The following is a 12,669-nucleotide window of genomic DNA, read 5'->3' on the forward strand; positions in this document are numbered from 1 at the left end:
CAGTTCAGTCGCGGAAGTTGTCGAACTGCAACGGCAGCTCGACATCAGCCTTGCGCAACACCGCCATCGCCAGCTGCAGGTCGTCGCGCTTCTTGCCGCTGACACGCAGCTTGTCACCGTTGATCTGCGCCTCGACCTTGAGCTTGGCTTCCTTCAGCGAGGCAACCAGTTTCTTCGCCACCGGCTGTTCGATGCCCTGCTTGATGGTGATCTTCTGACGCGCACCGCCCAGATTCACCTCGGGTTCGCCGGCGTCCAGGGCACGGATGTCGATCTTCCGCGCCACCAGCCGGCCGCGCAGGATGTCCAGCATCTGCTGCAACTGGAAGTCGCTCGGTGCGCTTTGCGTGATGACGAAGTCATCCAGGGCGTACTTTGCGTCCACCCCCTTGAAGTCGAAACGCGTCGTCAATTCACGGTTGGCCTGGTCGACCGCATTGGTCAGCTCGTGCTTGTCGACTTCGGAGATCACGTCAAAGGAGGGCATGGCGTCAGCTCGATGGAAAGCGAAGTGGGGAGTGTAAGCGATACCCCTGGTGGATAATGCCGGATTTCCACGCTCGTCTTCCTGGCGGAAGCCGGAATGACCACCCGGGCACGGTGTCGACAACATGGTGAAATCTTGAGAACAGACGTGTTGATCATCGGCGCCGGCGCCGCCGGGCTGATGTGCGCGATCGCCGCGGGCCAGCGCGGGCGCCGCGTATTGGCGGTCGACCACGCCAACAAGGTCGGCAAGAAGATCCTGATGTCCGGTGGTGGCCGCTGCAATTTCACCAATACCGGCGCGACGCCGGCGAACTACCTGTCGGCCAACCCGCATTTCGCCAAGTCCGCACTGGCGCGCTACACCCCGGCTGATTTCATTGCGCTGGTCGAGAAACACCGTATCGCGTACCACGAAAAAGAGCTTGGCCAGCTGTTCTGCGATGACTCATCCAAGCAGATCGTGCGCATGCTGCTCGACGAATGCGCCGCGGCTGGCGTCACGGTGGAAGCAAACTGTGGTGTGCGGCGCGTGCGCAAGACGCCAGAAGGTTTCAGCGTGTTCACCGCGCGCGGCGAAGTGCATGCCGAATCGCTGGTGGTCGCCAGCGGCGGTCTGTCGATACCCAGCATGGGTGCCAGCGGTTTCGGCTACGAACTGGCGCGTCAGTTTGGTCACAACGTACTGCCGACGCGCGCGGGCCTGGTGCCGTTGACCTTGAGCGGCAAGCATCAGGAGCATTACCAGGATCTGGCCGGCGTGGCGCTGCCTGCGGTGGAAGCACGCATTGGCAAGCAGAGCTTCCGCGCCGGCCTGCTGTTCACCCACCGCGGCATCAGCGGGCCGTCGATCCTGCAGATTTCTTCCTATTGGCAACCGGGCGATGACCTGCGCATCGACTTGCTGCCCGATCAGGATGTGAGTGCGTGGCTGATCGAGCAGCGCGCCGCACGGCCACTCGCCGAGCTGAAGACCATACTCGGCGACGCGCTACCGAAACGGCTGACGCAACGCCTGTGCGAACAATGGTTCGAGAATCGGCCGATGCGTCAGTATCGCGAAGCGGAGCTGATGCAGATCGGCACGCAACTCAACGCGTGGCCGATCACTGCCAGCGGCAGCGAGGGCTATCGCACCGCCGAAGTCACCCTGGGTGGCGTCGATACCGATGGCCTGTCCTCCAGCACGATGCAGTCGAGGCTGGTACCTGGCCTGTATTTCATCGGTGAGGTGGTCGATGTCACCGGCTGGCTCGGCGGTTACAACTTCCAGTGGGCGTGGGCCTCGGGGCAGGCCGCGGGCGAAGTGGTTTAGCGGTCCGTGTTTTCGTTGCAGGTGGACGTTTCGCGTGCCCTGAACGCACGGGATGTTCCACTGCGCCATCGTTGACGATGAGGAAGCCTTCATGAAAGTCGGATTTATCGGCCTGGGCGCCATGGGCAGCGCGATGGCCAGCAACCTGGTCGCTGCCGGCCACGCGGTGACGGTGTGGAACCGTTCCGAAGCAGCCACGGAGCCGCTGGCGTCACTCGGTGCGAAGGTGGCCCGCACGGCTGACCGTGCCGCGCAGGGTGAGGTGCTGTGCAGCATGCTGGCGAACGATCAGGCAGTGCGCGAGGTATTCCTCGACGGCGACCTGCTCGATGCGATGGATCGCGGCATGGTGCATGTGAATCACGCAACCATCTCGGTGGCGCTGGCCAAGCAGCTCGTCGAGGAACACGCGAAACGTGGGCTGCAATATGTCGCCGCGCCGGTGTTCGGGCGTCCGGACATGGCGGCCGCGGCGAAGCTGAATATCCTCGCTGCCGGCCCGCCCGTGGCCATCGAGCGCGTGCGGCCACTGCTGGAGGCGATGGGCAGCAAAGTGTGGCCGCTGGGTGAGGCGCCCGAGCGGGCCAACGTGGCGAAGATTGCCGGCAACTTCATGCTGGCTGCGGCGATCGAGGGCATGGCCGAGGCAACGGCGCTGACCCGCGCGCACGGCATCAGCGCAGCGGATTTCCTCGAAGTGATGACGAATACCCTGTTCGCCGCGCCGGCCTATCAGGGCTACGGCAAGCTGATTGCCGAACAGCACTTCAAGCCGGCGGGGTTTGCGCTGCCGCTTGGCCTGAAGGATGTCGAGCTGGCACTGACGGCAGGTTCGGCGGCACGCGTCCCGTTGCCGTTCGCCGGCGTGCTGCGCGACAGCCTGCTGGAAGCTCTGGCTGCCGGCGATGCGGAACTGGACTGGTCGGCACTGGCTCTGGTGGCGGCGCGACGCGCCCATCTGGACGAGCGCAAACAAGGCTGACTGTACGAGTTCGTCATCCCGGCCTGCGCCGGGATGACGAGGCGGGATCACTCGTGCGGCAGCCAGTCGAGCGATCCGTCCACCACGGTGTGACTGCGCCCGCCGACCCAGGTCGCGCTGCCATCGATCTGCACGACCAGGCGCGCATCGTGGCCGATCTCGCGGCCCTGGCTGACGTGGTAACCGCGCGCCAGCGTGCCCTGCGGTTCGGCGTGGGCGATGTAGGCGGCGATCAGGCCGTTGGCGGCGCCGGAGGCAGGATCCTCGACGATACCGACGCCGGCCGGGAAGGCGCGCACGACGAGCTGGTAGTCCGCATCACGAGTTCGGGCGAATGCACACAGGCCCATGCTGTCGCTGGCCTGCGCCAATGCAGCGATCGCCGCATGATCGGGTTGCCATGCACGCAGGCTGGCCTCGTCGGCGACTTCGGCCAGCCACCAGCGACGGCCTCCGTCGACCAGTGCCGGCGGCAGTACGCCGGTTTCGATGCCGGTCAACGCTGCTGGCAGCAGCGGGTGCGCCGTGCGGCCGGTGTCCAGTACGCGCTCGCCGGGCGACTTCAGCAGCAGCTCACGGCTGGCACCGCTACCTTCCACCCGGATCGGCAGCACGCCGGCACCGCATTCCTGCCACAGCAGGCCATCGCGTGGTTCGGCCAGCCTGCATTCAAGCGCCGCATGTGCACTGCCGATGCTGGGATGGCCGGCGAACGGGATTTCCTTGTGCGGGGTGAAGATGCGCACGCGGTAGCTGGCTTTCGGATCGGTCGGCGGCAGCAGGAAGGTGGTTTCGACCAGGGCGGTCCAGCGCGCGAAACGCTGCATGGCCTCGTCGCTCCAGTCTTCAGCGCCGATGACCACGCCAAGATGATTGCCGCCGCCGAGAGTCGCAGCAAAGACGTCCAGATGCAGGTAACGAAGCAAGGTCGTGGTTCCGTGACGCAGCAGGAAGCTGCGTGAAACGGCGGATGATAGCCGTGCCGCCGCGTTCAGGGCAGTGACCTTTCGGAATATCGGCGCGGGTCATGGGACATAAGAACTGGTCGAGCGGGGCGACGTGTGCGGAAAGTCGACAAGCGCGGGCCGGAGCGCCAAGATGCCGGGGTTTGTTCACTTGCTGCGGAACTGTTCATGCTGATTACCCTGGCCATCATCGCCATCACCTGCATCGTCTCGTTCATGGCCTTCAAGAACACCCGGCTGATGAACGACCTGATCCTGTGGCCGCCGGCGATCACCCGTCATCGCGAATACCACCGGCTGGTGACCTACGGATTGGTGCATGCGGATTTCAACCATCTGCTGTTCAACATGATCACGCTGTTCTTCTTCGGGCGGTCGATGGAGGGGTTCTTCGCCGACCGACTGGGCATGCTCGGTTTCGCGTTGTTCTATATCGGCGGCCTGGTGATATCGATCCTGCCGACCTATCTGAAGAATCGCGGCAACCCCAATTACCGCAGCCTCGGCGCTTCGGGTGCGGTGTCGGCGGTGCTGTTTGCATACATTCTGCTGGCGCCGTGGTCGCGCATCATCGTGCTGGTGGTGCCGATGCCGGCGATCGTCTACGCCGTGCTGTACACCGGTTACTCGATCTACATGGATCGGCGCGGCCAGGGCAGCGTCAACCATAGTGCGCATCTGTGGGGTGCGCTCTATGGCGTGATCTTCACCTTGCTGATGGAGCCGCGGGTGTTGCCGTATTTTCTCAATGCGCTGATGCGCCCAAGTTTCTGATGTGCGGGTGCACCGACAGTCGATGCATTCATTCGATGCGCCGAGACTGAACGGCATTTGCGGCGATGGGTGCCGACGGCGATCGAGGCGCGCATACTGGCTTGGCCCCATCGACCACCGCAGGAGAAAGCACGCATGGCCACGACCCGCAAGTCAGCCGCGAAGAAATCCGCGGCAAAGAAGGCGCCTGTCAAAAAGGCGGCCACCAGAAAAACGTCTGCAAAAAAGACATCCGGACGCAGCACAGCCCCTCGCAAGACAGCCGTGAAGAAGGTCGCCGCGAGCAAGTCAGCGACGAAGAAGCGGGCGCTGAAGAAGTCGGCGGCGAAGAAAGCCGCCGCCAGAAAGCCTGCTGCAAAGAAAACGGTAGCGAAGAAAGCCGCGGCCAGGAAACCGGCGGCGAAGAAGGTCGGTACCAGGAAAATCGCGGCCAAAAAGGTCAGTACCCGCAAGGTCGCTGCGAGGAAGGCTGTCGCGAAGAAGCCGGTCGCCCGAAAGGTCGCCAGGAGTCCAGTCAGCAAGGCCGCTGCCAGGCCGGCTGCGGGCAAGCCGGCGAGCAAACCGGCAGTCGTCAGGAAGGCAGTCGCGCGCAAACGCCCGGTGGCCGAGGCGCCGATCAAGCACATCAGTCCGGAAGAAGCGGTAGCACATATCCAGGCGCTGCTTGAAGCCAAGCAGGAGCGGGTACGGCAGGGACCAAGCTGGCCAGGCGCCAATCCGGCGCAGCCAGGTGCGAATGGTGCAGAGTTGCATCCACCCGTGGCTGCAACAGGTGGCGAGTACGGCGATGGTCGCGTGCTGGCCGCCCAGCGCGGGGAGCAGGGCCGGCGCAAGGACTGATCACGCCTGCAGCCTGTCCACACTACATGGCTGGCGGGTAAACACCGTCCGGTCACGCATCAACACTCAGTACGTGTTCAAGCACCACGTCGCAGCATGGTGTCGTCACTCCAGAAGGAGACGGATCATGAAACGCCTTTTCGCCGGTCTTGCCCTGATTGTCGCTGCGGCGACACTGTCAGGCTGTTATTACGACCCGGGCTATGTGCGAAGCGCCGGCTACGGCGGTGCCTACTACACGGGTACCGCGGTTTATGGTGACGGCTACTACGCGGGGCCGGGCTATTACGACGGCGGCTACTACGGTTATTACGGATGCTGCTACGCGCCAGGCGTGAATCTCTGGTACGGCGGGCCAGGTTATTACCGCGGTGGCTATGGCTACCGTGGTTATTACCATGGCTATCATGGTCAGGGTGGACACTGGCAGGGAGGCCATGGGCCTACCGCTACTGGGCACGGCCACGTTTCGAATGGCGGCGGACACAGTGGCGGCTACACCCATCACCACTAGGCAAGCCTGACGCTTCAGGCACAATCGCGGCATGCTCCGATTCCGGTATGTGCCGCGACGCATTTGCTTTCCAGGGCTCATCGTCATCACGGCGGTGAGCCTTGTGTTATGCGGTTGCAGCAGCCTGCGCTATTACACGCAGGCCGTGCACGGTCAGGGCGAGCTGGTCTTCCATCGGCACACCGTGAGCGCGATGGTGAGCGACCCGGTGACCGCCCCGAAACTTGCCGCCCGCCTGCAACTGGCGCAGCAGGCACGCCGGTTCGCCTCGCAACGGCTGGCCTTGCCGGACAACCGTAGTTACACCAGCTACGTCGACCTGCACCGGCCGTACGTCGTGTGGAACGTGTTTGCCACGCCGCGATTTTCGATCGACGCGGTGCCGCAATGCTTTCCGGTCACCGGCTGCGTCGCCTATCGCGGCTGGTTCAGCGAGGCCGACGCGAAGGCCGATGCGGCGAAACTGCAGGCCCGTGGCGACGATGTATGGGTCGGCGGCGTGCCGGCCTATTCCACGCTGGGCTGGTTCGCCGATCCGATCCTCAGCAGCATGTTGAGCTGGGACGACGACGAGCTCGACAGCACGATCTTCCACGAGCTGGCGCACCAGCTGATCTACGTGAAGGACGACACCGCATTCAACGAATCCTTCGCCACCTTCGTGCAGACCGAGGGCTTGCGCGAATGGCGGCAGTCGCGGGGACTGCCACCCCAGGATGATGGCTACCAGACGATGGACGATGGTTTCACCCGGCTGGTGCTGGACCTGCGTGATCGTCTGAAGAACCTCTACGCCAGCGGTGTCGATGAGTCGGCGATGGAGGCCGGCAAGCAGCGCGAGATCGAGGCATTCCGCACGCGCTATACGCAGTGGCGCGACCACGGCTGGCCGAACGATCACCGCTACGACGCATGGGTGGCAGAGCCGATCAACAACGCGCGACTGCTTCCGTTCGGTCTGTACGACCAGTGGACGCCGGCGTTTGAGGTGCTGTTCACGCGCGCCGGGCGCAGCTGGCCGGCGTTCTATGCCAGTGTGCGTGCATTGGCGAAGTTGCCCAAGGCGCAGCGGGAGCAGCGGCTGCAGGGGTTGCTGGCTGACAGCCGGATCAATACAGCCGTCACGGAGAGGCGCAACTGACTCAGTGTGCCGATTTGTGGTTTGCCATGTAATGCAGGTACGCCAGTAGCGCATCCAGATCGGCATCGGACAACGTCTGCGTGTCGAAGCCCTGCATTTTCGCCTGTGGCCACTGCCGCAGTGACTGCGGGTTGCGAACGAAAGCGCGCAGCAGGTCGGCACGCAGGTATTCGGTGGGGCTGTGCGGAATGTTGAGATCCGGCCCGAGTCGTGCATCGCCCTGGCCGTTGAGCGTGTGGCAGGCGAAGCAGATGCGCTGGAATACGACGAAGCCGCGTTGCACTTGGCCGTCCGCCGGCAACGATGGATCGGGCACGATCGCGGGGAAGCGTGCGGCCACGCTGTCCAGCTTGCGGATCATCACCAATTGGTACGGCCATTGTTCCGGGCTGACATGGGCGGCTTGCGGCTGCGTCCACACCACGTAGAACGGTCCGGCGTGGCCGTGGTCCTTGCTCAGTGCGGGCCATGGATGGGCCGGGTCCTCGATCGCCAGCCACGCTTTGCTGCCGCGCTGGTTCAGGATGATTGCCGCTGGAATCTCTGCAGCAAAGCCATCGGCGGCAACGAACTGCAGGTGGTCGCCGGGGCCGATGTCCTTGAGCAGTGCGGCGAGTGGGACGGCGCGGTAATGCATCGCATGTCCGAACGCCACATCGGCGGGAATCGTGATGTCGCGCGCGTCGGTGCGAGCCAGCAGTTGCGCGGTGCCGTAGATGTGCACGCCATCGCCGAGATCGATCTTCAGCTTGGCCGCTGCCGCGGGCAGCGCCACGCTCAGTGCCAGCAGGCACAGGATCAGCAGCTTCATGGCGGGCTCCGGCAGGGATGTAAAGAAATTGTAGGGCCAGTCGTGGCGGCTGGGACACGATGGGCGTGTGCTGGCCTCATGCTTTCCAGCCTGTCGGCAAGCTGAACAAATTTCAGCATGCACGTTGAACTCACGTCATGGCAGCCACACTAAGCCCATGTATCGCCGTGATGGCGACAGGAAGTGGCACAGATCATCGTGACACTGAGGGGCCGGCCTTTCCTCCCCTGGAGGCCGCCTGACAAACCCCATCAGTCCTCCCCTGGCTGATGGGGTTTATTTTTGCGCGGATGAACGTGGTTCGCGTGAGATGCGCCCCGACATGGATAATGGCTGCGCGCACATCCCTTTCCCCGTCAGGGCGACTGATGATCATCGATTCACTGCTCGATACCGACCTTTACAAGTTCTCGATGATGCAGGTGGTGCTGCACCAGTATCCAGCCGCCCAGGTCGAATACCGCTTCAAGTGCCGCAATGCGGGCATCGACCTGGTGCCGTATATCGACGAGATCCGCAGCGAGCTGGTTGCGCTGTGCCAGCTTCGTTTCACGGTGGACGAGCTCGATTACCTGCGTACGTGGCGTTTCATCAAGAGCGATTTCGTCGACTTCCTCGGACTGTTCCAGCTCAACGAGAAGTATGTGGAGATCACGCCTGCAGCAGCAGGCAATGGCGAGATCGAGATACGCATCCGCGGGCCGTGGCTGCATACGATCCTGTTCGAGGTACCGCTGCTGGCGATCGTCAACGAGGTGTATTTCCGCAACACCAGCGCGGGGCTTGACCTCGCTGAGGGCCGGCAGCGCCTGCGCGCGAAGATCGCGCTGCTGCGTGACACGCCTGGCTACGCCGGTTGCCGCATTGCCGACTACGGCACGCGCCGGCGTTACTCGCGGGTATGGCAGGAAGAGGTGGTGACCACGTTGCGCGATGGGCTCGGCACCCAGCTGGCCGGTACCAGCAATGTGTGGCTGGCGCGCAAACTCAACCTGATCCCGCTGGGTACGCTGGCGCACGAGTACCTGCAGGCGCATCAGGCGCTGGGTCCGCGCCTGCGCGATTCGCAGGTGGCGGCGCTGGAGGCCTGGGCGAAGGAATATCGCGGCGATCTCGGCATCGCGCTGTCGGATGTCTACGGGCTCAGTGCGTTCCTGCGCGATTTCGACATGTATTTCTGCAAGCTGTTCGACGGCACCCGGCATGACTCCGGTGATCCGTTCGAATGGGGCGAGAAGGTGCTGGCGCATTACCGTGCAAACCGGGTCGATCCGCGCAGCAAGGTACTGGTGTTCAGCGACGGGCTGGATATCCCGAAGGTGATGCAGCTTTATGCGCATTTCCGCGATCGCTGCCTGCTCGCGTTCGGTGTCGGTACCAACCTCACCAACGACGCGGGGCCGACGCCGCTCAACATCGTGATCAAGATGATCCGCTGCAACGGCCAGCCGGTGGCCAAGCTGAGCGATTCGCCCGGCAAGAACATGTGCGAGGACGCGGCCTATGTGGCCTACCTGCGCCAGGTGTTCGAGATACCCGCAACGCAGGGGTGAGCGTTCAGAACGCGGGCAATACCGCCCCGTGGTACTTCTGCTCGATGAAGGCCTTCACCTCGGGGCTGGTCAGCGCCTTCGCCAGCTTCTGCACGCGCGGATCGTTCTGGTTGTCCGGGCGACCGACAAGGTAATTCACATAAGGTGAATTCTTGTCCTCGATCAGCAAGGCATCCCTGGTCGGGTTGAGACCGGCGGCCAGCGCATAGTTGGTGTTGATGAGGGCGAGATCCACTTCGTCCAGCGTGCGCGGCAACATCGCGGCCTCGAGTTCGCGGAACTTCAGATGCTTCGGGTTCGCGGTGATGTCCTTCACCGTGGACAGCTCGTTGGTCGGATCCTTCAGCGTGATCAGTCCGTTTTTCGCCAGCAGCAGCAGCGCTCGGCTGTTGTTGCTGGGATCGTTCGGGATGGTCACGCTCGCGCCGTCGGGCAGCTGGTCGATGCTCTTGTACTTGTGCGAGTACGCACCGAACGGCTCGATGTGCACCCCGGTGATGATCGTCAGATGAGTGCCGCGTTCACGGTTGAATGCATCGAGATATGGCTTGGTCTGGAAGTAGTTGAGGTCGATGCTCTTCTCGGCCACCTGGGTGTTCGGCTGCACATAGTCCGCGAACACCTTGATCTGCAGGTTCACTCCCTCCTTGGCCAGGATGGGCTGAACCTGCTTGAGGATCTCCGCATGCGGTACCGCAGTCGCGGCCACGGTCAGCGTGTGGTCGTCCTCTTTGGGCGCGGAGCAGCCTGCCAGCAGGATCAAGGCGGTGGCGAGGGTGGCAAGCAGTAGTCTCATGGTCAGTATTCACTTGTGCGTTGCACAATAATAAGCCGTCTAGACTGCCAAACACAAACGTGAGGTTTAACGAGTCACGTCTTCGGCGTGGCATAGCCAGCCAGCAAGAGCAGGGCCAGGATGGCGGCGACGGCGGCAAGCAGCAATCTCATGGCGGCGATTCTCATGGGCGGCCAACGAAAGTAGGCCGTCCGTACCGCCAAACACAAATAACCAAATCAGCGGCGGTTATAACGCGACACGATGTGGTCGCCGAGCATCTGCAGCAGTTGCACCAGCACCACCAGCAGCGCCACGGTGACTACCATGTAATCGGACTTGTAGCTGAGGTAGCCGTAGCGGTAGGCCAGGTCACCCAGGCCGCCGGAACCGATCGCGCCACCCATCGCGGTATAGCCGACAAGGGCGATCGCGGTGACGGTGATGCCGGCGAAGATGCCGCCGCGCGCTTCGGGCAGCAACACGTGGCGCACGATCTGCCACAGGCCGGCGCCCATCGCCTGGCTGGCTTCGATCACGCCCTGCTGCACCTCGCGCAACGCGGTTTCCACCAGCCGCGCGAAGAACGGCGCGGCGCCGATCACCAGCGGCGGAATGGCGCCGCGGATGCCGAGCTTGGTGCCGACCAGGAAATACGTCACCGGCATCAGCACGATCATCAGGATGATGAACGGCACCGAGCGCAGGATATTCACCAGCAGCGAAGTGACGGCGTAGAGCTTCGGCATCGGGCGCAACTGGCCCTTGCCGGTGAGGTACAGCAGCACGCCCAGCGGCAGGCCGATCAGCACGGTGAGCAGCAGCGAGCCGCCGAGCATCAGCAGGGTGTCGATACAGGCGCGACCGAGTTCGCTCCAGTCGTCGATGTTCGGGAACAGCCTTTGCAAGAGGTTCATCGGGGTAGCTCCTCGATCTCGATGCCCGCTTCGCGCAACGCGGCCAGCGCAGCGTCCACTTGTTCACCCTGCATGGCGAGGGTGAGCTGGCCGTAGGGCAGGTCCTTGATGCGGTCGATGCGCCCGGCGAGGATGTTGAAGTCGATGCCGGTCTCGCGGGCAATGCGGCCCAGTGCGGGTGTCAATGTGGTGTCGCCACGGAAACTGAGTCGAAGGATGCGTCCGGACACCTGCGCGAATGGCGCCAGTTCGCTGGCCGCCTCCTCGGGCAGGGCCTCGTTGACGAAACGCCGGGTTGTCGGGTGCTGCGGATGCAGGAATACATCGGCCACCGGGCCGCGCTCCACGATCACACCGGCATCCAGCACCGCCACGCGATCGCATACGCGGCGCACCACGTCCATTTCATGGGTGATCAATACGATGGTGAGCTTCAGTTCGCGGTTGATCTCGGCCAGCAGGTCCAGCACCGAGGCGGTGGTCTGCGGGTCGAGCGCGCTGGTCGCCTCGTCGCACAGCAGGATCGACGGCCGGTTGGCCAGCGCGCGGGCGATGCCGACGCGCTGCTTCTGCCCGCCGGAGAGTTGCGACGGGTACTTGTCGGCGTGCGCGGTGAGCCCGACGCGTGCCAGCAGCTCGTCGACGCGTGCACGGATAACTCCGGCATCGCGTTCACCGGCCAGTCGCAGAGGAAACGCGACATTGTCCGCCACCGTCTGCGAGGCGAGCAGGTTGAAATGCTGGAAGATCATGCCGATCCTGCGGCGTTGCGCGCGCAGTGCCGGCTCGGCCAATGCGGTCATCTCGATGTCGTCGACGAAGATGCTGCCGCCGGTGGGTCTTTCAAGCAGGTTGATCAGCCGTATAAGCGTCGATTTGCCTGCGCCGGACAGGCCGATGATGCCGAATACTTCGCCATCGGTGACGTCCAGGCTGAACGACTGCAGCGCGGGAATGTCCCGGCCGTCGACGCGGTAGGACTTGTGGACATCGACAAAGCGGATCACGGCGGAGGATTCGACCTGCGGGCGGAAACGCCATTCTATGCCACGGGCATGGCCGGTGATGGCGTAGACTGCTGGATTGACCAAGGCAACCGGAGCGCGACCATGTCCAGCGTCTACGATTTCACCGTCCGCGATATCGATGGCAACCCGCGCTCGCTGGCCGAATGGCGCGGCAAGACGCTGCTGATCGTCAACGTCGCGTCCAAGTGCGGTTTTACGCCGCAGTACAAGGGGCTGGAGACGCTGTGGCAGGACCAGCGCGATCGCGGGCTGGTGGTGCTGGGCTTCCCGTGCGACCAGTTCGGCCACCAGGAACCCGGCAGCGAAGCCGAGATCATGGATTTTTGCAGCACCCACTTCGACGTGACGTTTCCGATGTTCTCCAAGATCGAAGTCAATGGCGAGCATGCCGATCCGCTCTACCAGTGGCTGAAGAGCGAGGGCAAGGGCATCCTCGGCAGCGAATCGATCAAGTGGAATTTCACCAAGTTCCTGGTCGATGAGCAGGGGCATGTGGTGAAGCGCTATGCACCCACCGATACGCCGGAGAAGATCGCCAAGGACACGCTGGCGCGACTGGCCGGCTGAT

General features: G+C 63.5%; 14 protein-coding genes and 1 pseudogene. 9 read left to right on the plus strand and 6 right to left on the minus strand.

Annotated features, from left to right (window positions below; translation table 11 throughout):
• Positions 1–4: 4 nt before the first annotated feature.
• Positions 5–487 (minus strand): YajQ family cyclic di-GMP-binding protein, encoded by a 483-nt coding sequence (locus ACYVKM_RS16325; RefSeq protein ID WP_460878668.1) that lies wholly within the window; start codon positions 485–487, stop codon positions 5–7.
• A 96-nt stretch (positions 488–583) separates the two neighbouring features.
• Here ACYVKM_RS16325 and ACYVKM_RS16330 point away from each other — a divergent pair, with 96 nt between their 5' ends.
• Entirely contained in the window at positions 584–1,801 is a 1,218-nt protein-coding gene (locus ACYVKM_RS16330) for a BaiN/RdsA family NAD(P)/FAD-dependent oxidoreductase (protein ID WP_460878669.1), read from the plus strand.
• A gap of 91 nt (positions 1,802–1,892) precedes the next feature.
• Positions 1,893–2,783: an NAD(P)-dependent oxidoreductase gene (locus tag ACYVKM_RS16335; protein ID WP_460878670.1), complete on the plus strand. Its 891-nt coding sequence runs from the start codon at positions 1,893–1,895 to the stop codon at positions 2,781–2,783.
• A 47-nt stretch (positions 2,784–2,830) separates the two neighbouring features.
• Here the strand turns inward: ACYVKM_RS16335 and ACYVKM_RS16340 are convergent, their stop codons facing one another.
• A complete protein-coding gene (locus tag ACYVKM_RS16340) occupies positions 2,831–3,709 on the minus strand; it encodes a PhzF family phenazine biosynthesis protein (protein ID WP_460878671.1) in 879 nt (292 codons plus the stop codon).
• 207 nt (positions 3,710–3,916) lie between these two features.
• On the opposite strand from ACYVKM_RS16340, the gene ACYVKM_RS16345 reads away from it, so the two are divergent.
• From ACYVKM_RS16345 to ACYVKM_RS16365, 5 genes and pseudogenes are all read left to right on the plus strand, one after another.
• Entirely contained in the window at positions 3,917–4,522 is a 606-nt protein-coding gene (locus ACYVKM_RS16345; RefSeq protein WP_460878672.1) for a rhomboid family intramembrane serine protease, read from the plus strand.
• A gap of 135 nt (positions 4,523–4,657) precedes the next feature.
• A pseudogene (locus ACYVKM_RS16350) lies at positions 4,658–5,005 on the plus strand (histone H1-like repetitive region-containing protein); the annotation flags it as partial.
• A 117-nt stretch (positions 5,006–5,122) separates the two neighbouring features.
• Positions 5,123–5,362: a hypothetical protein gene (locus tag ACYVKM_RS16355; RefSeq protein ID WP_460878938.1), complete on the plus strand. Its 240-nt coding sequence runs from the start codon at positions 5,123–5,125 to the stop codon at positions 5,360–5,362.
• A 127-nt stretch (positions 5,363–5,489) separates the two neighbouring features.
• Positions 5,490–5,876: an LptM family lipoprotein gene (locus ACYVKM_RS16360; protein ID WP_460878673.1), complete on the plus strand. Its 387-nt coding sequence runs from the start codon at positions 5,490–5,492 to the stop codon at positions 5,874–5,876.
• A 94-nt stretch (positions 5,877–5,970) separates the two neighbouring features.
• The gene (locus ACYVKM_RS16365; RefSeq protein ID WP_460878674.1) at positions 5,971–7,017 is read left to right on the plus strand and encodes an aminopeptidase; all 1,047 of its coding nucleotides are present in this window, start codon (positions 5,971–5,973) and stop codon (positions 7,015–7,017) included.
• 1 nt (position 7,018) lies between these two features.
• On the opposite strand, the gene ACYVKM_RS16370 is transcribed toward ACYVKM_RS16365, so the two are convergent.
• Positions 7,019–7,828 carry a c-type cytochrome gene (locus ACYVKM_RS16370; RefSeq protein ID WP_460878675.1) on the minus strand — a complete coding sequence of 270 codons (810 nt, stop codon included), beginning with the start codon at positions 7,826–7,828 and terminating at the stop codon, positions 7,019–7,021.
• 368 nt (positions 7,829–8,196) lie between these two features.
• On the opposite strand from ACYVKM_RS16370, the gene pncB reads away from it, so the two are divergent.
• Entirely contained in the window at positions 8,197–9,381 is a 1,185-nt protein-coding gene (pncB, locus tag ACYVKM_RS16375) for a nicotinate phosphoribosyltransferase (protein ID WP_460878676.1), read from the plus strand.
• Positions 9,382–9,385: 4 nt separating this feature from the next.
• Here pncB and ACYVKM_RS16380 read toward each other — a convergent pair whose 3' ends face one another.
• The 3 genes from ACYVKM_RS16380 to ACYVKM_RS16390 form a co-directional block, all read right to left on the minus strand.
• The gene (locus ACYVKM_RS16380; RefSeq protein ID WP_460878677.1) at positions 9,386–10,177 is read right to left on the minus strand and encodes a MetQ/NlpA family ABC transporter substrate-binding protein; all 792 of its coding nucleotides are present in this window, start codon (positions 10,175–10,177) and stop codon (positions 9,386–9,388) included.
• Between the two features lie 218 nt (positions 10,178–10,395).
• Positions 10,396–11,073: a methionine ABC transporter permease gene (locus tag ACYVKM_RS16385; protein WP_460878678.1), complete on the minus strand. Its 678-nt coding sequence runs from the start codon at positions 11,071–11,073 to the stop codon at positions 10,396–10,398.
• On the minus strand, positions 11,070–12,080 hold the full coding sequence (locus ACYVKM_RS16390) for a methionine ABC transporter ATP-binding protein (protein ID WP_460878929.1): 1,011 nt from the start codon (positions 12,078–12,080) through the stop codon (positions 11,070–11,072). The genes ACYVKM_RS16385 and ACYVKM_RS16390 overlap by 4 nt, the downstream gene beginning before the upstream one ends.
• Before the next feature lie 102 nt (positions 12,081–12,182).
• Here ACYVKM_RS16390 and ACYVKM_RS16395 point away from each other — a divergent pair, with 102 nt between their 5' ends.
• A complete protein-coding gene (locus ACYVKM_RS16395; RefSeq protein ID WP_460878679.1) occupies positions 12,183–12,668 on the plus strand; it encodes a glutathione peroxidase in 486 nt (161 codons plus the stop codon).
• Position 12,669 lies beyond the last annotated feature (1 nt).

This window comes from Rhodanobacter koreensis (assembly GCF_054782855.1).

What these genes read in the sequence shown, in the direction of transcription:
- ACYVKM_RS16325 (WP_460878668.1), bottom strand. Translation starts at nt 487, where the DNA reads ATGCCCTCCTTTGACGTGATCTCCGAAGTCGACAAGCACGAGCTGACC.
- ACYVKM_RS16330 (WP_460878669.1), top strand. Translation starts at nt 584, where the DNA reads ATGACCACCCGGGCACGGTGTCGACAACATGGTGAAATCTTGAGAACA.
- ACYVKM_RS16335 (WP_460878670.1), top strand. Translation starts at nt 1,893, where the DNA reads ATGAAAGTCGGATTTATCGGCCTGGGCGCCATGGGCAGCGCGATGGCC.
- ACYVKM_RS16345 (WP_460878672.1), top strand. Translation starts at nt 3,917, where the DNA reads ATGCTGATTACCCTGGCCATCATCGCCATCACCTGCATCGTCTCGTTC.
- ACYVKM_RS16360 (WP_460878673.1), top strand. Translation starts at nt 5,490, where the DNA reads ATGAAACGCCTTTTCGCCGGTCTTGCCCTGATTGTCGCTGCGGCGACA.
- ACYVKM_RS16370 (WP_460878675.1), bottom strand. Translation starts at nt 7,828, where the DNA reads ATGAAGCTGCTGATCCTGTGCCTGCTGGCACTGAGCGTGGCGCTGCCC.
- pncB (WP_460878676.1), top strand. Translation starts at nt 8,197, where the DNA reads ATGATCATCGATTCACTGCTCGATACCGACCTTTACAAGTTCTCGATG.
- ACYVKM_RS16380 (WP_460878677.1), bottom strand. Translation starts at nt 10,177, where the DNA reads ATGAGACTACTGCTTGCCACCCTCGCCACCGCCTTGATCCTGCTGGCA.
- ACYVKM_RS16385 (WP_460878678.1), bottom strand. Translation starts at nt 11,073, where the DNA reads ATGAACCTCTTGCAAAGGCTGTTCCCGAACATCGACGACTGGAGCGAA.
- ACYVKM_RS16395 (WP_460878679.1), top strand. Translation starts at nt 12,183, where the DNA reads ATGTCCAGCGTCTACGATTTCACCGTCCGCGATATCGATGGCAACCCG.